Here is a 24,602-nt window from a genome sequence, read left to right as displayed (position 1 = left end):
CTGATATCCTGGACATTGGCTTTAACCATAGTCACAAGTTAACTCCTTGCTCAAACCGTAGTTGACAATGGCTTTGTAAGATCAACGCCTAGCGCTTCGGCAAACGTTACCAATTGCTCTTGCGCATTTCCATGTAATTCTCTCAGTGCGGTAAACGCGATCCACTTCGCGTCGATTTCGAAAAAATCACGCAGGCTAGCGCGCGTGTCGCTACGACCAAAGCCGTCAGTACCCAGCGTTACATAGGTAGCCGGAACAAATGCGCGTATGCTTTCAGGTAGATTCCTTACATAATCGCAGGCGGCAATGACTGGCGCCTTGCTGCCACCTAGCTGTTGCGTGACGAACGCTTCCTGCGGCGCGCCGGATAAACGTCTTGTACGCTCTGCGACTACGCCGTCGCGCGCCAGTTCAGTGAAACTGGTGACGCTCCAGACTTCTGCGTTCACGGAAAATTTCTCTTTCAACAGCGCTGCAGCAGCAATCGCTTCTTTCAAGATAGGTCCCGCAGCCAGCAGACGGACGTCCACATTTTCATGCCGCTCCAGGCAGTACATGCCGCGAATGATGCCGTCTTCGACATCGGCTGGTATGCTCGGCTGCGCTTCATTTTCATTAGTGACCGTGACGTAATAGAACACGTCTTCATGATGCTCCATCATGCGGCGCATGCCATCCTGCACGATGACAGCCATCTCATACGCATAAGCTGGGTCGTAGGATATGCAGTTCGGAATGGTGGCGGCGATGACGTGGCTGGAACCATCCTGGTGCTGCAATCCTTCGCCTGCAAGGGTGGTGCGGCCTGAGGTGGCGCCAATGAGAAATCCGCGTGCGCGTTGGTCAGCTGCTGCCCAAATCAAATCGCCGATGCGCTGGAAGCCGAACATTGAGTAGTAAATGTAGAATGGCAGCATCGGCAAACCGTGTACCGAGTAGCTGGTCGCGGCTGCCGTCCAGGAAGAAATTGCTCCCGCTTCCGTGATACCTTCTTCCAGGATTTGGCCATCTTTCGCTTCGCGGTAATACAGGATCGAACCAATATCTTCCGGCTCATACAGCTGTCCTTGGGACGAATAGATGCCAATCTGGCGGAACAGATTAGCCATGCCGAAGGTGCGTGCTTCGTCGGCGACGATCGGCACGATACGTTTTCCGATCTCGTCATCCTTCAGTAATCCACCGAGCATGCGCACCAGCGCCATGGTGGTTGACATTTCCTTGCCGTCTGCCTCTAAAGCGAACTTGGCATACGACGCAATGGCGGGCACGGCGATCTTGATCGCTGGGTCCGTGCGGCGTGGCATGAAGCCGCCGAGCGCGACGCGACGCGCCTGAAGATGCTGCATTTCCGGGCTACTTGGCTCTGGTTTATAGAAAGATAACACCTCGCAATCGGCGTCCGAAATCGGCAGGCGAAATCGGTTTCTAAACTCCAGCAGGTCGCTCGTATCCAATTTCTTTTGCTGGTGAGTCGTCATCTTGCCTTGGCCGGCCGTTCCCATGCCATAGCCTTTTTTTGTTTGCGCCAGAATCACTGTCGGTTGTCCTCGATGCGTGGTGGCAGCGTGATAGGCTGCATGAATTTTCTTCATGTCGTGGCCGCCACGGCGCAGCCGATCGATTTCATCATCCGTCAAGGTAGCGCCGATCGCTTTCAGACCAGGCGTCTGGCCGAAGAAATGTTCACGATTGAAGGCCCCATCATTGGCGGCGAACGTCTGCAACTGACCGTCAACTGTTTGGTTCAGCGCTTGCACCAAATCCCCGGATTGGTCTCGGGCAAACAAGGGATCCCAGTCTGAGCCCCACAATAACTTGACGACGTTCCAGCCGGCGCCAGAAAAAATAGTTTCGAGTTCATCGACAATGTGGCCGTTGCCGCGCACAGGTCCGTCCAAACGTTGCAGATTACAATTAACGACAAACACTAGATTATCCAGTTTTTCGCGCGACGCCAGACTCAAGGCAGCCAGCGATTCAGGCTCATCCATCTCGCCATCACCGAATACTCCCCATACCTTGCGATCTTGCGGCGCCATCAGATCGCGATGCTCCAAATATCGCATGAAACGCGCATGGTAAATCGCACTGATAGGGCCGAGACCCATCGAACCGGTCGGGAATTGCCAGAAATTCTCCATCAGCCATGGATGAGGATAGGACGAGAGGCCATACGTGCCGTGCTTTTTTGCTTCTATCTCTTGACGGTAGAAGGACAGCTCTTTCTCGGTCAGAGTACCTTCGAGAAAGGCGCGCGCATAGATACCCGGTGCCGAGTGCGCCTGGAAATACACCAGGTCACCGCCGAACGAGTCGGTACGAGCACGGAAGAAATGGTTGAAGCCGACTTCAAACAAGTCGGCGGCCGATGCATAACTGGCGATGTGTCCACCCAGTTCGCCATAGGCGCGATTGGCGCGCACCACCATGGCCAACGCATTCCAGCGCATCAGGCTGGCAAGATGTTGCTCAATATCTAGTGCATCGGATCCCCCAGGAAATGGCGGTTCGTTCGCAACGCGGATTGTGTTGGTATAGGGTGTATTGCGCGAATCTTGCCATTGAATGCCCAACTGCTGTGCGATCGTGCTCAAACGCGACATGAGATAACACGCTCGCTCGGGACCGGCAATATGTATCACTGCTTGCAGTGCGTCGAGCCACTCGTCCGTTTCCTGCATGTCGCTATCGAATTGACTGTTTAAACTCTTGGCGGATGACATTTTCATAGCCCCTTTTCTTGATTACATGCGTAGTGCAATGCTAAACCGCAGGCATGCCGATAGTTGAGGTTTCATCTGCTTCCTGCGCACCCGGTCCGTACGGCGGATGGGTGACGATAGCGGTCAATCCGGCATCGGCCGCTTTCAATGCTTCCAAATCCGGTCGCGGCCGGCGCATTTCCGGGCGGCTGTCGAAAAAACGCTCGAAAGCACTGGCACAGGCTAATAAATAAGCATCTGCCCGGAAGGCGCCAATCAGCTGCAAACCGAACGGCATGTTGTTGTGATCGCTGCCGCACGGCATAGAGAGAGCAGGATTGGTGGTCAGCGTAACCACATAGGTGAGCGACAGCCAGCGATAATAATTTTCGAGCACGACGCCATTGACCTCTTTTAAAAACAGATCGGACCAGGGAAATGGCGACACCGGCGTGGTCGGCGAGAGTATCAAATCATAGTCGGTGAATACAGCTTGAAAGCGGCGGAACATACGCGTCTGCTCGGCCTGAGCCCAGGCGCAGTCAGCTAGTGTCATGGCGGCACCCAGCTCGTAGTTGGCGCGGCAATTCGGTCCTAGCGAAGCAGGGTCGTGCTTATAGGCTGCTTCGAGGCCGGCGACAAAACTCTCAGCACGTATTACGTCGAAGCAGCGATGCGCGTCGCCAAGGTCGAATTTGACTGGTGAGCATTCTTTAACATACGGACTCAGGGCGTTGATCTTGCTGCGAAATACTTTGCGTATGTTGTCATCGACTTCGCAAATACCGAAGTCTTCGGTATAGCCTATGCGCAACTCGGCCAAATCGATATCCTCCAGTGTGCTGAAAGCGTCTCCGGCGATTGGATAGCTGAGCGGGTCTGCTGTATGCATACCGACGCTTGCTCTAAGCTGAAGCAATACATCGGCCATCGTTCTGCCCATTGGTCCGACTACCGAAATTGGCGTCCAGCCCAGCAATTTTCGTTCACTTGGTATCAAGCCGGGAGACGACCGAAATCCCACTACACCGCACTTGGCTGCAGGAATACGCAGCGAACCGCCGGTATCCGAACCGCTGCACAGTGGCAGCATGTCTACCGCCAGAGCCGCTGCGGAGCCGCCGGATGAGCCACCTGCATTCAAGAGCGGATTAAATGGGTTGCCGGTTGCACCCCATACGGAATTTCTGGTATTTGCCCCGGCCCCCATTTCCGGCACATTGGTCTTGCCCGTCACAATCGCACCCGCAGCGCGCAAGCGCGCCACCAGGGCATTGTCCCTGGTTGGAACATTGTGACGATAAATCGGCGAACCGTAAGTCGTCAGCAATCCTTCGGTTTCTTCTAGGTCCTTGATACCGATTGGCAGGCCATGCAATGGTCCCAAATGGCCGCCTTCGATCACCGCCGCCTCTGCCACTGTAGCCTCGCGGTGTGCGCGTTCGAAGCAGGTGGCGGTAATAGCATTGATATGCGGATTGATCGCTTCTATCCTGCTGATGCAGGCATCCAGCAATTCCACCGGCGATATTTCCTTTGACCCGATCAGGCGGCGCAGTTCGACGGCGCTTTTTTCAACGATGTTTTTTTCAAGCATGGGATTCCTCAGTATTGTTCGCGACTTCTGGTTGCGATCTGTTGTTTGCCATCTCTGTTGCCGCCTTGCCGGTCTTGATAAATATGCTTACGACAACAGAAAGACATGCAGCAGCAATCAAAAAGCCGAATGCATAATCGTAGTTGCTGAAAGCGCTGACCAGAAAACCTATCACCAGCGGCGAGATAAACCCCGCGGATTGGCCACCCAGATTCACCATGCCGATGCTGCTGCCTACCAGACGTTCCGGGAATATCTTAGTGGGCAGAGCTATACAGGTCGCGAGCACGAAGGATTTAAAAAAATAGACGAGACATTGATAAGTGATGACGCCGGCGACGCTATCGGCCGTGTACATGAAATACAGGAACACCGCGGTCGATACCGAACTGGCTATTAGCAAATAACGCTCTTTGCCATCGAAAAACCGCACCATCACCCAACCTCCAATCGCTGTTGAAATACCGGCAAGCACATATGGCAGAGGTAAAAGCAAACCAACCGATTTTAGATCCAGGCCGCGTTGTGTCATCAGATAGGTAGGCATCCAGGAATCCAGTCCTTTGTTGACTATGCTGAGCCCGAACCACACTGCAACGATTTTCCACATCAGTGGGGTTTTTAGCAGATTTCTGAAGGCTTCCATGTCTATTTTTTTCTTTTCTGCTCCGCTTCCTTTTTTTATCGGTTGGGTCTTGGCCGGCCTGATGAAAAACCAATACACTGCGCTGAAAACAAAACCTGCAATACCCATGTAATGAAATACATTACGCCAGCCGAAATGAATAATCATCGGCGCAACGATCAGCGGCGCCAGCATGCTCCCGACGTAGTTGGATGACATCAGTAGCGCTGACATCTTCGGACGCTCCTCGTTCGAGAAAACCTCGGCCACGCCCTTGACGCTTGCCGCTGGAAATGCACCTTCGCCGAGGCCGAAAATAAACCTGATCAGCACCATGCTGGTCAAAGACCAAGCGACGCCGGTGACGCCGGTGAAAATCGACCAGAACAAGATTGACACCACAATCACGGGCTTGGAGCCGAAGCGATCCGATAGCCAACCGCCGGGTAGTTGCATTAATGAATAGCCGAGAAAGAAGCTACTCAGTAATATGCCAAGTTCAGCCGGTTTCAAGTGAAAATCACTGGCGATATGGGTGACGGCGAAAGTAATCGCGGCCCTGTCGATGTACGACACGCACCATCCCAGATAGAGCAACACCAGCACGACATATTTGTGATTATTTTTCTCTAATGCGGTATCCATGCAAGGCCCTCCGGGCTTCGATGTCCACGAACTAAGAAAGATGCCCTTATCGCCATTGCTGGCGCTGGGCGAATCCTTGCGCCGATCCGGGCACTTTTTGCGAATGTCCGCAAGAAGCACCGGAGAGTGACACTCTTTAACCGTTGCGGAACAGAAAACTATAGGCATTCAGCGCCGGTACGCCGCCGAGATGGGCATACAGGACCTTGGAGCCTTCCGGGAATTCGCCCAGCCGCACTTTCTCGATCATCCCGTGCATCGACTTGCCCTCGTAGACCGGATCGGTCAGCATACCCTCCAGACGGGCGCAAAGGCGGATGGCTTCAAGCGTACCTTCGTTCGGCAGGCCATATTCGGGACCACCGAAGCGCGTATCCAGAATTACGTCCTTGGCGGTGATGTCACGGCCGAGTTCGACCAGCCCGGCAGTATTTTTGGCGATGCGCAGAATCTGATCGAAGGTCTGTTGTGGTTTGGCCGAGGCGTCGATGCCGATGACCTTGTCGGCGCGACCATCTGCCGCAAAACCCACCAACATGCCGGCTTGCGTGCTGCCGGTCACCGAGCAGGTCACGATGTAATCGAATTTGAAACCCAGCTCGGCTTCCTGTTGCCGGACTTCTTCGGCAAAGCCAACGAATCCCAGTCCGCCGCGCGGGTGTTCCGAGCAACCTGCAGGGATCGGAAATGGCTTGCCGCCGGCTTTGCGCACATCTTCCATGGCTTGTTCCCAGCTTTGCCGGATACCGATATCAAATCCCGCTTTGTCCAGCCGCACATCGGCACCCATGATGCGAGACATTTCGATGTTGCCGACTCGGTCATACACCGCATCTGAGTAGTTCACCCAATTCTCTTGCACCAGGACACATTTAAGGCCCAAATGAGCGGCCACCGCCGCCACCTGGCGTGTTTGATTAGACTGGATCCCACCAATTGAAACTAGCGTGTCATAGCCGCCTTCCAGTGCTTCAGGAATGAGGTACTCGAGTTTTCGCGTCTTGTTGCCGCCAAAGGCCAGGCCGCTGTTGCAGTCTTCACGTTTCGCGTACAAATCGACTTTTCCGCCGAGATGGGCGCTGAGCCGTTTGAGCGGCTGGATCGGTGTGGGGCCGAAAGTCAGGGAATGACGGGGAAATTTCTTCAGGTTCATGTGAATTGCTCCTGGGGTTAGGGTGGGTATCCACGCATCAAAGCTGGCAAAGAAAACAGGCATGTCTGAATCCAACTTTTATCGATCGTGAGATTGAATTCATATTAGAATTAAAGCGAAGAAATATGGTTGCAAATTCCTTGCTTAATTCGACTGTAAAATATGATTTTTATTAAATTACCTATTTTTATTTTGAAATAACTAATATGAAAGCAATAAAAGTAAATTCAGAGGCGTTGCCGCCCGATGCTGTTGGTGAAGCCATGGATCGCACCGATCGTGCCATCCTTAAAATACTTCAACGTGATGCATCCATATCAAATGTTACGTTGGCGGCGAAAGTGAATATGAGCGCACCTGCGTGCCTGCGGCGCGTGGAACGCCTCAAGGAACTGGGGCTGATCAAAGGGATTGTGGCGCTACTTAATCCACGCGCCCTTGATGTAGGAACACTGGTCATGATCGGTATTGTTCTGGACAGGTCGACGCCGGAATCGTTTGCCAATTTCGAAAAAGCTGTGCAGAAGGTCTCCGGCTGCCTTGAATGCCACGTTGTCACCGGAGAGTTCGATTACTTCATGCTTGTGCGCACCAAGGACAACGACAGCTACAACCGGCTACATGCTGAACAACTGCTGTACTTGCCCGGTGTGAGGCAAATCCGTACTTTCATGGTTCTTAAGCAGGTTTTCTCCAACACGCAGTTGCCCATCTAAAAACGTCAGAGCGGCGAGCACAGACGGAGTGGCGATGCTGATGTACGCGCATTATGTGGCGCGCCACATAATGCGCAGTCTTCGAGCAAGCGGCATTCATATTTCACGGGCTGGCTCTCATACGCTACGTCACTCATGTGTGCAACATTTAGTAGAGGCTGCCGGGATATCCAAGGCGCGGGCCTACACCACATCGTGGTGTAGGCCTAGTTTTTTGATTAATTCATTTAGCAGACGACTGGGATCATAGGACTCGGATGGCGCAATCTGCATGTCTGCTAAATGAGTTGGAGTAGCGCCTCTAGTCGAAACGGTTTTTGGCTTACGTCCGTTCCCAACTCTTGGTCGGTTTAAAAAACATTGGCGACACCATTGGCCTGCAAGAATATTTCTCGGAATTGCTTGCTATACGTGACCGCTTTCACATTCTCACGTTAGATGCGTGCCTTCATTATCATATTTTTCCGACAAACAACGCCCGCCGCGCCTTGCTGCGATTTCTTGCATACGATCGATGCCGAGTCGGCGCTTTTTAATATGGCATTCTCTACACCAATGCCCATTGATGATGCTATGCGAGGATGCCGTCCACATATGGCCTTGTGCGCACCGCCAACGCATAGAAGTACGGTTAGTGAGATAACTAGTAGATAAACATTCCCCTCAGCGATCTGGTGCGCCCGATCAAATTTCTCCATGCGGGTTTTCGTCTTTTCACACGCATGACACCAACTCCCTTTTTGATCGCGGATGCTCTGTCTCGCCAGTGGTGACCATGCGCGCATTCAAATAGGAGCATTGAGTCAGCGCTCGCGCTTTGATCGGAAAGACTCGGTCCACCGCGTTCGGCAGCTATCGTTTGCATCATCTCTATTGTTGGCTTAAAAGTACCGCCAGACCTGAATGCAGGTGAGGGTGGGGCATGATGAGGCCGTTCTGTTGGCATAAGAATTTTCCGCAATTCGGCGGCATGCACTCCACCGAGCGCATGGATTTTGCGGAAGATCGAAGCACTTACAGAAATTCTGGCATGCCGAATATGGCTGATAGTTCGGGTGTCGCTGTGAAATACCAGTAACTTTGTTTCGGATCTTCATCCGTAATTGCCGTTTATTGGCTCGCACTAGGGATTCAGTGCAATTTCATTCGATCGCTCGTTTAAAGGAAGTGTTAAAAATAGTTAAATACTGGGGCTGATTTGTGGCGCGATGATTGCCAATATAGCAGACGATGTTAGTATGGATTCGTACGAAAGAGTATCGTCGTATAACTGTTTTAAGGATTCGACCCATCGACTGAAAAGTTGATGGGTTTTTTTTTGACAAATCGTCGTAAATGTTAAATTTGCGTGTGTTTTATTCGCAACAGAATCTACTAATAACTATTTCTTTTCCAAAAATTTATTCTTGTAAAAGACCAAACAAACCGTCTACATCTATTGACGCTTTATCTTTGTCACATCCGACAAGATGTGCGGATCTTTAAACGCAGTACCCCTAATAAAAGGACGTCAAATGAAGAAATCACTCATCGCGCTGGCCGTACTCGGTGTAATCGCAGGTGCAGCCCAAGCCCAAAGCTCGGTCACCATCTACGGTATCGTTGATACAGGTATCGTCTACACCAATCCAGTCTACAATTCCTCGACTGGTACAACTGGCAGCAAATTTAGCGTCAACTCCGGCGTCATCCAAGGTTCGCGTCTGGGTTTCAAGGGCGTTGAAGATCTGGGTGGCGGTTTGAAGGCTCTGTTCCAATTGGAAGCTGGTTTTTCGAACGATACTGGCGCATTGCAAAAAGATCCTAATGGTTCTTCAGCTCTGTTCCGTCGTAAATCGGTGGTCGGTCTGGGTGGTAACTTCGGTTCCGTCCTGCTGGGTCGTCAAACAGACATCCTGGACGATGTGAGCCAATGGACTTCGGTTCAAGACTTCGGTGGCGTTACTGGTAATGTCGGCCATAATCTGGACCGTTTGGAAGGCACACGCACTAACAACTCGATCCGCTACAACACACCAGATCTGTCCGGGTTCACCGGCAGCCTGATTTATGGCTTCGGCGAAACAGCTGGTCAAACTTCGAGCGGTCAATCGTTCGGTCTGGGCGGTCAATACGCTAACGGTCCACTGGGTCTGTTCGCCGCTTATTACCAATCGAAACTGGGTACAGGTAATGCATTAACTACCAATACAAGTGATGTTTCGCTGTTGGGTGCTTCGTTCGCTGGTGTAGGTAACCCGGGCGACACAGCACTGAAGACATTCAGTCTGGGCGCAAGCTACCAAGTTGGTCCTGCCCGACTTTACGGTAACTGGTCGCGCGTTAAACAACCTTTGGCATACGCCCCAACTCAGGTCACTACGGGCATTCTGCAACCAGGCGGCTTCACTGTTGGCAGCTTCAACAACAAAAAGGCTGACATCTTTGAACTGGGCGTAAACTACGCTGTTACAGCACCTTTGCACCTGCTGGCTAGCGTTCAATACAACAAGCTGACATTCGTCAATGATGGTTTGGGTGATCCGACAAAGGGCCGTCTGCTGCAAATCAACTTGGGCACAGACTACTTCTTGTCGAAGCGCACTGACCTGTATGCATTTGTGTCGAATCTGCGCGCTAAAGACGCCATCAATCCTGGCGTCTACGGTGACAGCACCGGTTCAGATAACAACCAGACTGCAGTTGCTGTTGGTATTCGCCACAAGTTCTAATGTAATCCAGGTGGGTTAAGAAAAAATGCGGGTCTCTAAAAATTAGGGCCCGCATTTTTATTGCGTATCTGATTTTCTGTATCAGAATATAACGATCATCGGCTTGATCACGTCGACTTGCATTGCCCTTGTTGGCAATATCGTTTTAATGGTTGTTCTGAGCCTGTCTTGGATCTGAGGCGAAAATACAATGAGGCCATCAGCTGAAATGAGTGACGAGGTTCAACGGGCCAACATGCAGTTGAAATGGGCCGGGTAATTGACGGCCGTACATTTTTTTGAAATGCGGGGAGGTGGGGCGTCGATGGCGGCCGTTTTTACGCTGTCGCAGATGATGACCTTGCTTGATGAACTATCCGAACCGGATCGAGCCCGTGTATTTCAAGGGTTGGCTGATTTTGAGCAAGCAAGATCTAGTATGGTCGTTTCCTCTTCCCAAAAAACTGTATGAGATAGATGTCTGCGACGTATTGCAGAGCGTAGTCTGAAGCGATCATGGGAAATAGAATTGCGATGGACCACTTTGAACCTGCCAACAAAAAATCACGGCTGACCCAGGTCGTTGGGCAACTGACGGGAAGGAAATTTTGTGCTTATCATGGAGGACAAGCGGACATCACTACAGGATCCTATCTGATCCGTAAGGGGAGAAAAATGTGGATGTGCGCTGCGTGTATGGCGTTGCGCACCACGAAAGGAAAATGAGTATGTTGGTCGTACAAGGCGCGACAATTCCAGATGAAGTTATTGATGCGTGTGCCAGGAGAATGAAAGTCGCTTCGTTCCAAGAATATGACATACAAGCAGTGGTTGAGCGCTATGGCGTTTCACGCGAAGATCGCCTTTCTATGCGCGTTGCCGACCTCGTGATCGAGCGCGAACAAGCTGCAGGAAATATCACATTCGCCGATCGGTATTGGAGATGGACGATCAGCGGTTGATCAACGATGTTCGTTGTTGTCCGCCAATTTACCGTCCGAACAAGCCGTGCTTCTCATAAATGCGCCCATAGCTGAACATTTCACGCCTGAATTCACGGTTCATTGATATCTGGTTCTGCAAGCCAGTTATTCGCCGCTCTGATTATCATCGATGGTCGCCCCTGTAGTAAAGGCAGCGTACGGCCAGAATAAATAATCTTCAAAACAATACAATACGGAGGCGCGTTTACCGCGGATTGTGATCGCATTGTCTACCGACAGATCTGCTATCGCACTCGGCGGTGCCCCATGTCTTGCGTAACATTGGACAATGAAAATTTATGCATGAAAATTGAAAAAATAAATTTAAATTGACAATTATGAACATTTTGTATTCTGGTATTCTAGAGCAAGCTATACGGTGCAGGAAGAGCCATATTGTGCATTACGTGAATAAATTTTTTCACGCCGGCTATGCCCATATGAATATCGAGACCTATGTTGAGCAAGCATACAAAGGCATTCTTAAACTCCCCCGTAGAGAATACGGCCAATCCTTTTGCGCACGACGATCCCAATTTTTTGTTAACGATAGTGATGGACAGATTGCGTTTGAAACATGACGCCGATCTATGTCGTCTAGTGAATGTGGCGCATCCAATTGTCAGTCAAATTCGTCATCGTACTCACCCTATTGGCGCATCAATGCTTCTCAGCATCCATGAAATAAGCGGGCTGAAAATTGACGAGCTACCTACTTTGTTGCAGGTTCAGCCGATTTGCGCGTTTCCACAATTGGAATCTGGTGAAGGTAAGACACATAGTTCCCAGAAGACGACGCTGGAGACGATCCTGTCTGGCAGAAGGGGGCGCTAGATGGGGAGCTCAATTTATGAATATTGAATTTTCCTGAATGGAAAATGTTGGTTTAGTTATCTCTGCAGTCAATCGGATGTTACGTTTCCAAACTTATCCAGTAACGGCAGCAATCAATAGCTACAATCAATCCCACTTCGGAGGTGCCCACAAGTATTCATGTCACTGACAGATCACTTAAGATCCAGATCGCTTGATTATCAATCAGCATAAAGCAGTCGTTGAGGCATAGCCTATCGTCATAGAGTCCATTGTGCTTTATTACGGTTTTTATTCGTGGAACAAACATTGACAGGTCGCTCATTTATCGGGGGAACGAAATGGATTTATCCGGCTTTTTGATTTCGCTACAAAGTACGTTGGGAGCTTATCTGCCAAAGATCGCCGGAGCTATCGGTATCTTGATCCTTGGTTGGCTGATTGCTGTCATCGCCCGGGCAGCGGCCCGCAAACTACTGAGCACATTACAAGTAGATCAACGCATCATCGAGAGTACAGGACAGCAGGGGACCAGGGTCGAAGCTATCATTGCAGGCGGAGTGTTCTGGCTCATTTTGCTCATTACTACGGTAGGGATCTTCAATGTTCTGAACTTGTACGCGATTTCCAGTCCGTTTGCGCAACTCGTCACCAGGATTATTGGCTACCTGCCAAATCTCATCGGCGGCACGGTGTTGGTGCTTGTCGCTTGGGTCATTGCATCGCTACTGCGTAGTTTGGCCAACAAGGGGCTGCGCGCTGGAAAACTTGATAGTAAATTGTCTGAATCGACTGGCATGCGACCAATGAGTGGCTATTTAGGCGATGTGCTATTTTGGTTGATCATCCTTATATTCATCCCTGCCATTCTGGCTGCCTTCAATTTGAATGGCCTGCTATCGCCGGTACAGGGTATGGTTGACAAACTGTTGGCGATTGTACCTAACATCTTCGCGGCAGCCGTTATTGGATTTGTCGGCTGGCTACTTGCCAAGATCCTGCGCGGCTTGGTGACCAATTTGTTGGTGGCGGCAGATGTCGACAGGTTTGTGCAGAGTATTGACAGTGTGACCCAAGTCAAACTTTCAAGTCTAATAGGTACGGTGGTCTACGTTTTCATTTTTGTGCCGACATTGATTTCCGCACTTGATGCGCTCAAAATTGAAGCGATCTCTCGGCCGGCAACGAATCTGCTGGATCAATTTCTTAGCGCTGTGCCTAATATCATTGCAGCCGTGGTAATTCTTCTCGTGACTTTTTATGTGGCACGCTTCGTCAGCACACTGATGCAAAAGCTGCTCGTTGCTGCCGGCGCGGATAGTCTGCCATCAGTGCTCGCTCTTGAAAAAATACTGACTGGGCAACTGCTGCCTTCTGTGCTGACTGGACGTTTGGTGATTTTCTTCGCCATGTTGTTTGCCGTGGTAGAGGCAGCCAACCGCTTGGGTTTCTCGCAGGTGCGCGACGTGATGACGTTGTTCATAGAGTTCGGTGCGCATATCCTGATGGGCAGTATTATTCTCATCATTGGATTCTGGCTGGCTGGATTGGCGAGACGAGTCATCGAACAAGCCGAGAACGACAGTAGCAAACTATTAGCACGTATTGCACAGTTCGCGATTCTTGGACTGGTATTTGCGATGGGCTTACGTGCGATGGGTATCGCCAACGAAATCGTACAACTTGCATTTGCACTGACAGTCGGGGCCATTGCTGTTGCTGTTGCATTGGCTTTTGGCTTAGGCGGACGTGAAGCTGCGGGTAAGCTGCTGGACCGCTGGTTTAATCGTACTGGTAAATAGGACTGTTGGGTCTAGTAAAGGCCAGGCCGGATTGTAATATCCGGCCTTTTTGACCCTACCTCAATAAACGGTCGCTACTGGTTTTTGGGTACGGTCACTCTGCCTGGCATAACGGACGATTCGAGACAAAATAAGGGGGAGGAATGGCGCAAGATCTGCAATTTTTCGATAGATTGTATCAAGGTTTTGAGGCTGAATATCTGGTAGCTGCTGCGATGTTCGGTGCTGGCTTTGAAGCTTTTAAGTTGCCAGGGGATTTTGGATTTGACCTGCTTGTATCGAATCAGCTAAATGTGCTGCGACAGACGTTTAAGCCAGAGAAGGACGATGAACAGCGAACACCGTTTCCGTATGCAGTGCAGGTCAAGTCACGCCGTGCGCGACCTGGAGATATTGGTTTGGTGGACGAGCTTGGTAGGCACGAGTTGGATATGACGTTCAGTCTTAAGCAGGACGAATACGACAAATTGACGTCCAGCGAGAAGGCGTTTCTTGTATGCGTGCTCTTCCTGCCAACGGACCACCGGTCACTATCATCTCGTCCAGTGATTTTCTGGCTGAAGGGAAATCAATTGCCTGCACTGAACGAGCGGGGGTATCTGGTTTCAGGGGTAGATGGAAAAGGCGTTTCACAACTGACGCTGACGACCGTCTATCGTTTCGTGCCGATGATGAAGCGGAATGCGTTGATTGATACGATAGCGAAGTCAATTGAAGCAACTGGTAGCGCGGAAGACGGCAAGAAGGCGCAACAACTCATCTTGGACAACGCCATTACAGCGTGCCGGAAACAACTAGCTGATCTGTTGCCTGAAGAGGTCGCGCTCAATCGGACTGGTAAAGAATATGTCTCATTTCGGCGACTGGAATGGGATAAATCGTCGAAGACATTCGGTAGCGAATTGTCGAAGCCGAAGAAGCTTGATGATTCCCATACCGATTTGACCAGTCTTGGAACGAAGACACGGATCTTTCCGGTGGACGATCGCGGCGTTGAGCACTGGCTCACTCAGAGAAACTAAACGTGTGGGAGTTGTGATTTGAGGTAGCCAAAATGGCTTGTATTCGTTCATGACTGATCGCTCAAATCAAATTCATGCCGCTCAGTAAAATTTCAGAAAGCACGATTCAGGTTCTCTCCAAAATGTGCAGAGAGAAAATGCGATGGATTACCGGCTTTTGGATGAATCCTGATTGATGGTGGCGGCAACGGTCGTATTGGAGTCATTTATCGCTCCAAATTGTGTCTCTACTTCAATAGTGCAAAAGATGATAGCTATCCGCGGCGTCTGCCGTCAGTTTGTGGCCTTGACCTGCCCGGGTATTTTCGGACCAATTCATTGATACCTAAATACCAATGGGGTATTTTTACCCATATCCTCGAATATGCTGTGCACGGCATATTCGAGGATATGCATGAAAATGGCCAAACTACGGACAGTAATTGCATGCGCTTTACTTAAGCTATGCGACGTGTCCGGAGTTGCTGACCATGAGAGGTTTTATTTGGACAATGCTTACGAGCGCATGTTTTTTTGCCCGCAATCATAATCCGATAGACTTTATTGTTTGTCATCAATTTTTGATGTGGTTATTAGTTTCGGCAATATCTGACGTCCAAAATTAAAGATAATTTCCGTCATTCTGGTCTGTCACGGGTTCCTAGCCCCTCGTGACAGACTTTATTATCGCGTGACAGACTTTATTAGTCATTATCAGGTGCGATGTGGATGGGATCTGCTGAATTTTTAAGCGAAGCAAAAAAAGCCTTTTAAATCATTGGATTAAATTCTGACTTCAGTACTTGTCCACAATCTTGTTCACATAATATGTGCGGAACTCGGCGCGTCGGCTGAGCAACACAAAACACAGCATTAAAAATTTCTACTCAGCAATGCTTGTCACGCTTGCCCGCAAGCCTTCAACACGTTACATTCTGCATCCATGCCGATGAACCCCTCATCGACATCGTCCTACTGATTCGCTCTACTGAATTCGTATCTCACCAAGGAGTTTCTTTTGTTTGCCATTATTCAAGCTGCGGGCTGGCCGATCTGGTTGTTGTTAATTGCCTCCATCATTGCCACCGCATTGATTATCGAACGTCTGGTTTACCTACGCCGCCCGCGGATTTTGCCGCCGCAATTGTTGCAAGAAGTGATACGGGTTTATCACAACGGTAAGATCAATAGCGAAGTACTGACCAATTTGGAAACCAATTCGCCGCTGGGCCGCGTGCTGGCCGCCGGCTTGCGCAACGTCGATGCGCCGCGCGAGCTGATGAAGGAATCGATTGAAGAAGCGGGGCAGGCGACTGCACATGATCTTGAGCGCTTCTTGACCACACTCGGCACGATTGCTTCGCTGGCGCCGTTGATGGGTTTGTTCGGCACAGTGGTCGGGATGATTGAGATTTTTGGCGCGACTACCGGCGCAGGTGCCGATCCTGCCCAGTTGGGCCACGGTATTTCGGTGGCGCTGTATAACACTGGCTTCGGCCTGGCGATTGCGATGCCTGCCTTGATTTTCTATCGCCATTTCCGTGCCTTGGTGGACGGTTTCGTGGTGGACATGGAACAGCAAGCGGTAAAATTTGTCGATACTGTGCATGGCGCGCGCAAATAGAAATAAAGACAAAGACTATGAATTTTCGTAAAGGCAAGGGTCGTGAAGACCCTGAAATCAACCTGATCCCGTTCATCGACGTCTTGCTGGTGATCGTGATTTTCCTGATGGTGACTACCAGCTACAGCAAATTCACCGCGCTGCAGATCACCTTGCCGACCGCCGATGCCGACAAGGCGATGACGCAGCCGCAAGAGATCAACGTCGCCGTCAGTCCGCAGGGCCAGTATGCGGTCAACAACGTGCAGGTGTCTTCCAAGGATGCGGCGTCGCTGGCGCTGGATCTGAAGAGTGCGGTGCAGGGCGATGGCAAGGGCGATCCGGTGGTGATCATCAACGCCGACGCCATGGCGACTCATCAGACTGTGATCAATGTGCTGGAAGCTGCGCGTCTGGCAGGTTTCGACAAGATCACGTTTGCGGCCCAGACTAGTGGCCACAAGTAAGCCATCGCTTGAAGCTACCCTGAGCGCTGCCTGGCAGCGGCGCGGCTTGCTGGCATGTCTGCTGTGGCCGTTGTCGCTGTTGTTCGGTTTGCTGGCGGCGCTTCGGCGCCGTCTATATGCCAGCGGTTGGCAGGCTAGCACGCGCCTGCCGGTGCCGGTGATCGTGGTCGGTAATATTTTTGTCGGCGGTACGGGAAAGACGCCGCTGACCATCTGGCTGGTGCAGGCGCTACGCCAGGCCGGTTATATCCCCGGCGTGATCTCGCGCGGCTACGCTGCACAGTCCGGCGATGGCCAACCGCAGCTGCAACATGTGAACGCGACCTCGCTGGCGGCTGAAGTCGGCGACGAGCCTCTGCTGATTGCCGGCCGTGCGCAATGTCCGGTGGTGGTGGGCCGCGACCGGGTGGCGGCGGCGCAAGCCTTGCTGCAGGCTCATCCTGAAGTCAATCTGATCTTGTCGGATGATGGCTTGCAACATTACCGTTTGCAGCGGGACATCGAAATCGTCTTGTTCGATGCCCGTGGCGCAGGCAACGGCTGGCTGCTGCCGGCCGGGCCATTGCGTGAACCGGTTTCGCGCCGGCGCGACTTTACCGTGGTCAATGCGGCATCGATTCCTGTGTCCATGCCGGCTTCATCGATTCGCATGCAACTGGAGGGGAATCAGGCTGAACAACTGGCCGATCCGACGCAGACGAGAATGCTGGCCAGCCTGCAAGATCCGATGCGCAAGATCACTGCGGCTGCCGGCATCGGCAATCCGCAACGCTTTTTCAACACGCTGAGCGCTGCGGGACTGGTGTTCCAGACCCTGGTCTTGCCCGATCATCATGATTTTTCCGACAACCCTTTTGCCGCCCTGCAAGCCGAGGTGATCCTGATCACTGAAAAGGATGCAGTAAAATGTCGGCAAATAGCTTCTATTAAAAACGACCCGCGCATCTGGGTCGTTCCGGTGACGGCGCAGATTGACGCCTCGCTGGGCCATCAAATACATCAAATTCTGGAGAAACTCCGTGGACATTCAACTGCTTGACATCCTGGTTTGCCCGATCTGCAAAGGGCCGCTTCATCACGACAAGAAAGCTCAGGAACTGATTTGCAATGCCGACAAGCTGGCTTATCCGATCCGCGACGGAATCCCGATCATGTGGGCTGACCAGGCGCGCGACCTGAATAGCCCGGCCGCTCCCGCAGCTTAGGCGGTGGGAGATATTGTGAGTTCGACCACGCCTTTCACGGTCATCATTCCCGCGCGGCTGGCGTCCACGCGTTTGCCTAACAAACCGTTGGCCGATATCGGCGGCAAGCCGATGATCGTGCGCACTGCAGAACGTGCTGCGCAGTCCGGCGCGGCGCAAGTGATCGTGGCCACCGACCATGCTGAAATCCTGGCGGTGTGCGCACAGCATGGCATCGCTGCGCGCTTGACGCGTTCCGATCACCCATCCGGCACCGACCGTATCGCGGAAGTGGCGGCGGCGCTAGGACTGGCTGCCGATGCGGTGGTGGTCAACGTGCAGGGCGATGAACCGATGATAGATCCGGCGCTGATCGCCGCTACCGCTGCCCATATTACGTCTCAGGTGCCGATGGCGACTGCGGCGCATGCAATACATTCGGCGGCCGATGCGTTTAATCCGAATGTAGTCAAAGTGGTGTTGAACCAGGCAGGGCGCGCCTTGTATTTTTCAAGGGCGACGATCCCATGGCATCGGGATGGTTTTGCGCAGTCGCAACAACAATTGCCGGCAGATTATCTGCCGTTGCGGCATATCGGTCTGTACGCCTACAGTAATGGTTTTTTGCAAACCTATCCGACCCTGGCCGTCTCGCCGCTGGAGCAGATTGAAGCGTTGGAGCAGTTGCGGGTACTGTGGCACGGTTATCCGATTGCAGTGCATATTGCGCCTGCAGCGCCGGCTCCCGGGGTGGATACGCCGGAAGACCTGGAGCGGGTGCGCAGTTTTTTCAACACATGAAAATTACAGGAACTACCGGGAAATTATCGTTGAACCAACAGAAATCGCTCTCAGGGCTGGCTGTTTGGTAAAATTGTATGGTAAGTTTCATGCAAAGATAGCGTGATACAAGTAATTGCAAGTGCGAATTGCAAGTGCGAAGCATCTCAGGAGACGTCGCTGCATAGCTAGCTGTGCGCCGTCGCCACAATAAATTCACAAACTCACCTTAGGACTTAACATGCGCCTCATCCTTTTAGGAGCGCCTGGTGCCGGTAAAGGCACGCAAGCGACTTTCATTAAAGAGAAATTCAACATTCCGCAGATTTCCACTGGCGACATGTTGCGCGCAGCAGTCAAGGCTGGCACTCCGCTTGGTATCGAAGCGAAGAAGGTGATGGACGCAGGCGGCCTAGTATCCGATGACATCATCATCGGCCTGGTGAAAGACCGCCTGAAGCAGGCGGATTGCGCCAATGGTTACCTGTTCGACGGCTTCCCGCGCACTATCCCGCAGGCGGACGCCATGAAAGAAGCCGGCGTGTCGATTGATTACGTCCTGGAAATCGACGTGCCAGACAGCGCCATCATCGAGCGCATGAGTGGCCGCCGCGTGCATTTGTCGTCGGGCCGTACTTACCACGTCACATTCAATCCGCCCAAAGTCGAGGGCAAGGACGACGTCACCGGTGAAGACCTGATCCAGCGCGACGACGACAAGGTAGAGACCGTCAAGAAGCGCCTGTCCGTGTATCACGAGCAGACCGAAGTGTTGGTCAATTATTATGGCGACTGGGCCAAGGCCGGTTTACCAGGCGCGCCCAAGTATCGCAAGATTGCCGGCGTCGGTCCGGTCGAGCAAATACGCGACAGCGCGTTTGCGGCGTTGGAAGCATAAAAGAAAAAGCGGACTTCGGTCCGCTTTTTCTTTTAGTTAATAAAGGTTCGCTAAAGTCATTTAGAATCAACCAAGGCTTCAAGCTTCGGATTGCAACCCGGGAGCGGTAACAAGTCAACGCCAGCCCAGGCATTTCTCTGAAAATAAAAGGGCGACGAAAAATTTTGCGTTACGCAGTATCGGCCGGGAATCGAAAACGCCACGTTGGCGTTCACGAAGACCGGTGAAATGGTGTGATTGTCTTATTTTGTCGTGCAGCCGTTCGAAAAACAGGAGGAGTCAACATGGCATCAAGTCTATGGTTTGCCGTCGCTTGTGGCATCATTGCCGTTATCTACGGGCTGGTTTCACGTAGCTGGATATTAAAGCAGGATCCCGGTAATCCGCGCATGCAGGAAATTGCCGCAGCCATTCAACAAGGTGCCGCTGCTTACCTGGCGCGCCAGTACCGCACCATCGCCATTGTCGGCGTGGTGTTGTTTATCGTTATTGCGCTATTACCCGGACTGGGGCTGGTGACGGCCGCTGGCTTTCTGGTCGGCGCAGTGCTGTCAGGCGCTTGCGGGTTCATCGGCATGAATGTTTCGGTACGCGCCAATGTGCGCACCGCGCAAGCCGCAACCAAAGGCATCGGGCCAGCGCTGGACGTGGCTTTCCGCGGCGGCGCCATTACCGGCATGCTGGTGGTGGGACTGGGATTGCTGGGCGTGACCTTGTTCTTCTTGTTCCTGCTGGCGTTTGTCGGACCGTCCGGGTTATCGCTGCATGACATCATCCGTCCTTTGATCGGCCTGGCCTTTGGCGCTTCGCTGATTTCGATTTTCGCGCGTCTCGGCGGCGGCATCTTTACCAAGGGCGCCGACGTTGGCGCTGATCTGGTGGGCAAGGTTGAAGCCGGTATTCCCGAGGACGATCCGCGCAACCCGGCGGTGATCGCCGATAACGTCGGCGACAATGTCGGCGACTGCGCCGGCATGGCGGCTGACCTGTTTGAAACCTATGTAGTGACTTTGATTGCGACCATGCTGCTGGGTTCGCTGCTGATCCACGGCTTTGAACTTCAGGCGGTGCTGTATCCGCTGGCCTTGGGCGGTGTATCGATCCTGGCTTCGATCATCGGCTGTTCGATGGTCAAGGCCAAGCCTGGCAAGAAGATCATGTCAGCGCTATATACCGGCCTGTGGTGGGCGGCCATTTTGAGCCTGATCGGTTTTGCCGTGGTGACCTGGCTGGTCTTGCCTGCACCGATACGGATACCGATGATGGGCTCCGCCTTCATCGGCATTGTTCTCACCGGCCTGATGGTGTACATCACCGAGTATTACACCGGCACCGATTTCAAACCGGTGCGCCACATCGCGCAAGCTTCGACGACTGGGCATGGCACCAATATCATTGCCGGCCTCGGCGTCTCGATGAAATCCACCGCCTATCCGGTACTGGCCGTGTGCGTCGCCATCCTGGCTTCTTACTGGCTGGCTGGCCTGTACGGCATTGCAATCGCCGCGACCGCCATGCTGTCGATGGCTGGCATCATTGTGGCGCTGGACGCTTATGGTCCGATCACCGATAACGCCGGCGGCATCGCCGAAATGTCAGGCTTGCCTGATTCGGTGCGGGCGATCACCGATCCGCTTGATGCGGTCGGTAATACCACCAAGGCCGTCACCAAAGGCTACGCCATCGGCTCGGCCGGGCTGGCGGCGCTGGTGCTGTTCGCCGACTACACCCATGCTCTCGATTCAGTGGGGAAGAGTACTGTGTTCGACTTGTCTAATCCGCTGGTGATCGTCGGCCTGTTTATCGGTGGCCTGATTCCCTACCTGTTTGGGGCGATGGCGATGGAAGCGGTGGGGCGCGCAGCTGGTGCGGTGGTGGTGGAGGTACGACGCCAGTTCCGCGACATCAAGGGCATCATGGATGGCAGCGGTAAACCGGAATACGACAAGGCGGTCGACATGCTGACTTCGTCGGCGATCAAGGAAATGATCATTCCGTCGCTGCTGCCGGTGGTGGTGCCGATCCTGGTCGGCCTGATCCTTGGTCCGGCGGCGCTCGGCGGTCTGTTGATGGGCACTATCGTTACCGGCCTGTTTGTGGCTATCTCGATGACCACCGGCGGCGGCGCCTGGGACAATGCCAAGAAATATATCGAAGACGGCAATCACGGCGGCAAAGGTTCGGAAGCGCACAAGGCGGCGGTCACCGGCGATACGGTCGGCGATCCCTACAAGGATACTGCGGGTCCGGCGGTCAATCCACTGATCAAGATCATCAACATCGTAGCCTTGCTGCTGGTGCCATTGTTGCCGGCTTCGGGTATGAACCAGGCCGTAACGAGGCAGGAAGTGGTTCTGGTGCCGGTACCTGTCACCGCGCCGCCAGCTACTGAAGTCACTATCGACAAGAACGTTCCCGCCGCTTCGGCGCCGGCATCGTCGCCTGTCGCTGTGATTTACTTTGATTCGGGCAAGTCCGATGCACCTGCTGATACCGGTGAAAAACTGGCAGTGATAGTCGATGCTGCCAAGGCCAAGCCTGATGCCAAAGTAGTGGTGAGCGGCTTTCACGACACAACTGGCGATCCGGCCAAGAACGAGGAAATCTCGAAAGAGCGCGCCAAGAGCGTCAAAGCCATTCTGCTGATCGCCGGTGTGGCCGAAGATGCGATCGTGCTGGAGAAACCTCAAGTGACGACCGGCAGCGGCGACAATGCCGAGGCACGGCGGGTCGAGGTGAGTGTGCGTTGAGCTTGCGGCAGGAAAAGCAGGCGGCTAGCCCGGGATCCGGGCTGCCCCCGCAAGAAGTGCCTGTGTACCGTATGTCAGTCGCAAAGCGGATACCCAGGCTGCTTGGACTTCACCCATCACGGATAAACCGGATTGAAAATAGAAAGGACACCAGAAGGTGTCCTTTCTATTTGATCCCGCTTGCAGTAGCTTATCTGTTTATCTTGCAAGCAGTATCGGTATCCCAGCGTCCGGAACAAATCCGCCAGCGGCACAGTTCGCCTTCGATGATGCCAAGCTGTTTGCAACGTTGTAGCAAGCCGGCGGTGCTGTCGCCGCTTTTGCGTTCGACAATGTCCGGCGCGTCAGCGGTATTTTGCGCGAGCACTGGTTCGGCTGCTTTCCTTTTCGCTTGCTGCCGGGACTTCGCCGTCTCTTTGGTTTTTGGCGGCTCTGTCACGCTGTCGCCATGCGATACCAGCGCGGTCAGGATATTCACGTCGCTGTCAGCCGGCGCGCTTCCGGCTTTTACCGGTTTCTGTGCAGCCGCGAGTTTTTTTTCAGAAGTACTGCGATTCACCAGCGGCGCATTCACGCCCTTTACTACAGGTTTCGCAGGCTTCGGTTCTTCCAGCGCTTTTTTAAGCGAGGTGGCGGTTACGGGCACGCCTGCTTCCAAGCTTTCCGTCAGTTTGGCGCGAGCATCGACCGGCGTTTCATCGGTGCTTGCATCGGGTTTGTCCGGATGTGCGCTGGGGTCGTTTTCGATTACAGCTGCTTGTGATTCGGCTTTCTCGGGTTGAGGGGTGTTGGCCGCGAGTGCAGGAGTGGCGGATGCTGATTCTTTGGCCGCTGGCGTCGGCGTTGCCGGCAAGCTGGCTGCCGTAGCATCCTGGTTACTGCGTTGATTCCAAGCAAAAAATCCCCCTGCGCCAATCGCAGCAAGCAAGACCACTGCAATTGCACCGCGCAATGCGCCAGATTTCTTTTGCGCAATGGCTTTCGTCGGAGACTCTTTGCCCTCCAAGGCATTCAAGATGCTCCCGCTTGTATTTTCTGTCGGCGTCGATCCCGATAACAAATTCGGTTTTACGGAGCCACGCGCAGTTTCTTCTGATGGTTGCAAGACACAATTCTCCATATGTCAGGTATTAAACACAGACCGACGTGACGCCCAATTTGATAAGGTATACTCTCTGACAACTAAATATGTCAACTGGCAATATATTACCAAAAAAGTATAATTTTTTTTTGGTAATATTCACGAAAGGTGTTTGCGTTGGTCTTAGCCGTTGCTCTTTATTTTCTGCTTGCTTGCGGCATCTCGGGATTGCTGCTGTTTCCAGCCGCCCGTGAGATTGTGTTTTCTGCATTGCTCAAGAGGCGGCAGCAAATTGGCGTGCAAGTCCAGAGTTGGAAAGAACGTCGGTCCCGGACAACAAAATCCGTTACACAAAACCTGCAAGCGTCGAGACTCTCGACGTGGCAGTTTGTTAAAAAACATCATTTGATGTTGCTCGCAGGAATGGCGGTGGTGTTGATTCCGCCGTTAGTTGCGTGGATGTTGAGTGGAAAAGGCATGCTCGGTAGCTATGATGATTCTGGGCAAGTAGTGAATCAGCAGATTGCTGCGTTGCTGGAAGGTGAGCAGTTAGTACCGCCGCCGCCGTTACCGCCGGAGGTGTTTACTACCCAGGAAGTAGCGTTGGTACGGCCGATGCTGGATACCGCCAGTCGTAACTGGCAGCAGTTGGACGCGGATTTTACCCAGCGTTTGCTGCTGACTTTCAAGATCATGAAAGAACAGCATGGTTACGACATGGTCATTATCGAAGGTTATCGTAGTCCAGAGCGGCAAAACGCGTTGGCTCAGATGGGGGGCAGCGTCACCAATGCCAAGGCGTTCCAGAGTTATCACCAGTACGGCTTGGCGGCAGATTCGGCGTTCATGCGTAACGGCAAGTTGGTGATTACCGAGAAAGACCCATGGGCCATGCGCGGATATCAGCTGTATGGCGAAGTGGCTGAATCGGTTGGCCTGACCTGGGGCGGACGTTGGAAAATGATGGATCTGGGTCACGTAGAGTTTCGCAAGCCGGGTGTAATGAAAAAATAAAGCGGCTCTTTTTGAATGGCGTGAAGCGATAAAAGAGATATGGCATGGTACGGCGATTGATCGTATCGGAAGATAGCATTTCATGCGGTGGCATA

General features: G+C 52.6%; 18 protein-coding genes. 13 read left to right on the top strand and 5 right to left on the bottom strand.

All coding sequences use genetic code 11. The features are described 5' to 3' along the window. Nucleotides 1-50 precede the first annotated feature (50 nt). The 4 genes from mdeB to LT85_RS17705 form a co-directional block, all read right to left on the bottom strand. Nucleotides 51-2,732 (bottom strand): alpha-ketoglutarate dehydrogenase, encoded by a 2,682-nt coding sequence (gene mdeB, locus LT85_RS17720; RefSeq protein WP_052135291.1) that lies wholly within the window; start codon nucleotides 2,730-2,732, stop codon nucleotides 51-53. Between the two features lie 34 nt (nucleotides 2,733-2,766). Then, complete coding sequence (locus LT85_RS17715) at nucleotides 2,767-4,302, bottom strand: amidase (protein ID WP_038491421.1); 1,536 nt, start codon at nucleotides 4,300-4,302, stop codon at nucleotides 2,767-2,769. Then, entirely contained in the window at nucleotides 4,295-5,572 is a 1,278-nt protein-coding gene (locus tag LT85_RS17710) for an MFS transporter (RefSeq protein WP_038491418.1), read from the bottom strand. The genes LT85_RS17715 and LT85_RS17710 overlap by 8 nt, the downstream gene beginning before the upstream one ends. A 136-nt stretch (nucleotides 5,573-5,708) precedes the next feature. After that, a complete protein-coding gene (locus LT85_RS17705) occupies nucleotides 5,709-6,725 on the bottom strand; it encodes a 1-aminocyclopropane-1-carboxylate deaminase (protein ID WP_038491415.1) in 1,017 nt (338 codons plus the stop codon). A gap of 206 nt (nucleotides 6,726-6,931) precedes the next feature. On the opposite strand from LT85_RS17705, the gene LT85_RS17700 reads away from it, so the two are divergent. From LT85_RS17700 to LT85_RS17630, 12 genes are all read left to right on the top strand, one after another. Beyond that, nucleotides 6,932-7,441 carry an Lrp/AsnC family transcriptional regulator gene (locus tag LT85_RS17700; RefSeq protein ID WP_052135290.1) on the top strand — a complete coding sequence of 170 codons (510 nt, stop codon included), beginning with the start codon at nucleotides 6,932-6,934 and terminating at the stop codon, nucleotides 7,439-7,441. A gap of 1,514 nt (nucleotides 7,442-8,955) precedes the next feature. Then, nucleotides 8,956-10,152, top strand: a complete 1,197-nt coding sequence (locus LT85_RS17690) for a porin (protein ID WP_038491410.1) — start codon at nucleotides 8,956-8,958, stop codon at nucleotides 10,150-10,152. Nucleotides 10,153-10,859: 707 nt separating this feature from the next. Then, nucleotides 10,860-11,093 carry a hypothetical protein gene (locus LT85_RS17680; RefSeq protein ID WP_038491405.1) on the top strand — a complete coding sequence of 78 codons (234 nt, stop codon included), beginning with the start codon at nucleotides 10,860-10,862 and terminating at the stop codon, nucleotides 11,091-11,093. Between the two features lie 1,175 nt (nucleotides 11,094-12,268). Continuing rightward, nucleotides 12,269-13,729, top strand: coding sequence for a mechanosensitive ion channel (locus tag LT85_RS17670; RefSeq protein WP_038491399.1), 1,461 nt, complete (start codon nucleotides 12,269-12,271; stop codon nucleotides 13,727-13,729). Nucleotides 13,730-13,872: 143 nt separating this feature from the next. Next, nucleotides 13,873-14,751: a hypothetical protein gene (locus LT85_RS17665; RefSeq protein WP_038491397.1), complete on the top strand. Its 879-nt coding sequence runs from the start codon at nucleotides 13,873-13,875 to the stop codon at nucleotides 14,749-14,751. 997 nt (nucleotides 14,752-15,748) lie between these two features. Further along, nucleotides 15,749-16,354 carry a MotA/TolQ/ExbB proton channel family protein gene (locus tag LT85_RS17660; RefSeq protein WP_038491394.1) on the top strand — a complete coding sequence of 202 codons (606 nt, stop codon included), beginning with the start codon at nucleotides 15,749-15,751 and terminating at the stop codon, nucleotides 16,352-16,354. 17 nt (nucleotides 16,355-16,371) lie between these two features. Then, on the top strand, nucleotides 16,372-16,800 hold the full coding sequence (locus LT85_RS17655) for an ExbD/TolR family protein (protein WP_038491390.1): 429 nt from the start codon (nucleotides 16,372-16,374) through the stop codon (nucleotides 16,798-16,800). Further along, on the top strand, nucleotides 16,787-17,839 hold the full coding sequence (gene lpxK, locus LT85_RS17650) for a tetraacyldisaccharide 4'-kinase (protein WP_038491387.1): 1,053 nt from the start codon (nucleotides 16,787-16,789) through the stop codon (nucleotides 17,837-17,839). The genes LT85_RS17655 and lpxK overlap by 14 nt, the downstream gene beginning before the upstream one ends. Next, nucleotides 17,820-18,005, top strand: coding sequence for a Trm112 family protein (locus tag LT85_RS17645; RefSeq protein ID WP_038491385.1), 186 nt, complete (start codon nucleotides 17,820-17,822; stop codon nucleotides 18,003-18,005). The genes lpxK and LT85_RS17645 overlap by 20 nt, the downstream gene beginning before the upstream one ends. Before the next feature lie 15 nt (nucleotides 18,006-18,020). Further along, entirely contained in the window at nucleotides 18,021-18,785 is a 765-nt protein-coding gene (kdsB, locus tag LT85_RS17640; RefSeq protein WP_038491382.1) for a 3-deoxy-manno-octulosonate cytidylyltransferase, read from the top strand. A 220-nt stretch (nucleotides 18,786-19,005) separates the two neighbouring features. After that, a complete protein-coding gene (gene adk / locus LT85_RS17635; protein ID WP_038491380.1) occupies nucleotides 19,006-19,662 on the top strand; it encodes an adenylate kinase in 657 nt (218 codons plus the stop codon). A 284-nt stretch (nucleotides 19,663-19,946) separates the two neighbouring features. Beyond that, nucleotides 19,947-22,412: a sodium-translocating pyrophosphatase gene (locus tag LT85_RS17630; RefSeq protein ID WP_038491378.1), complete on the top strand. Its 2,466-nt coding sequence runs from the start codon at nucleotides 19,947-19,949 to the stop codon at nucleotides 22,410-22,412. 190 nt (nucleotides 22,413-22,602) lie between these two features. On the opposite strand, the gene LT85_RS17625 is transcribed toward LT85_RS17630, so the two are convergent. Then, nucleotides 22,603-23,427: a hypothetical protein gene (locus LT85_RS17625; RefSeq protein WP_156117571.1), complete on the bottom strand. Its 825-nt coding sequence runs from the start codon at nucleotides 23,425-23,427 to the stop codon at nucleotides 22,603-22,605. Nucleotides 23,428-23,670: 243 nt separating this feature from the next. On the opposite strand from LT85_RS17625, the gene LT85_RS17620 reads away from it, so the two are divergent. Beyond that, a complete protein-coding gene (locus LT85_RS17620; protein WP_038496669.1) occupies nucleotides 23,671-24,507 on the top strand; it encodes a M15 family metallopeptidase in 837 nt (278 codons plus the stop codon). Nucleotides 24,508-24,602: the final 95 nt, after the last annotated feature.

Source organism: Collimonas arenae, assembly GCF_000786695.1.
In the GTDB taxonomy this organism is placed as follows: domain Bacteria; phylum Pseudomonadota; class Gammaproteobacteria; order Burkholderiales; family Burkholderiaceae_D; genus Collimonas; species Collimonas arenae_A.
Note: the sequence above shows the minus strand (reverse complement) of the source record. Positions and strands in the feature narration are given on the sequence as shown.

Coding starts and splice junctions, on each gene's coding strand:
- mdeB (WP_052135291.1), bottom strand. CDS start 2,732: ATGAAAATGTCATCCGCCAAGAGTTTAAACAGTCAATTCGATAGCGAC.
- LT85_RS17715 (WP_038491421.1), bottom strand. CDS start 4,302: ATGCTTGAAAAAAACATCGTTGAAAAAAGCGCCGTCGAACTGCGCCGC.
- LT85_RS17710 (WP_038491418.1), bottom strand. CDS start 5,572: ATGGATACCGCATTAGAGAAAAATAATCACAAATATGTCGTGCTGGTG.
- LT85_RS17705 (WP_038491415.1), bottom strand. CDS start 6,725: ATGAACCTGAAGAAATTTCCCCGTCATTCCCTGACTTTCGGCCCCACA.
- LT85_RS17700 (WP_052135290.1), top strand. CDS start 6,932: ATGAAAGCAATAAAAGTAAATTCAGAGGCGTTGCCGCCCGATGCTGTT.
- LT85_RS17690 (WP_038491410.1), top strand. CDS start 8,956: ATGAAGAAATCACTCATCGCGCTGGCCGTACTCGGTGTAATCGCAGGT.
- LT85_RS17680 (WP_038491405.1), top strand. CDS start 10,860: ATGTTGGTCGTACAAGGCGCGACAATTCCAGATGAAGTTATTGATGCG.
- LT85_RS17670 (WP_038491399.1), top strand. CDS start 12,269: ATGGATTTATCCGGCTTTTTGATTTCGCTACAAAGTACGTTGGGAGCT.
- LT85_RS17665 (WP_038491397.1), top strand. CDS start 13,873: ATGGCGCAAGATCTGCAATTTTTCGATAGATTGTATCAAGGTTTTGAG.
- LT85_RS17655 (WP_038491390.1), top strand. CDS start 16,372: ATGAATTTTCGTAAAGGCAAGGGTCGTGAAGACCCTGAAATCAACCTG.
- adk (WP_038491380.1), top strand. CDS start 19,006: ATGCGCCTCATCCTTTTAGGAGCGCCTGGTGCCGGTAAAGGCACGCAA.
- LT85_RS17630 (WP_038491378.1), top strand. CDS start 19,947: ATGGCATCAAGTCTATGGTTTGCCGTCGCTTGTGGCATCATTGCCGTT.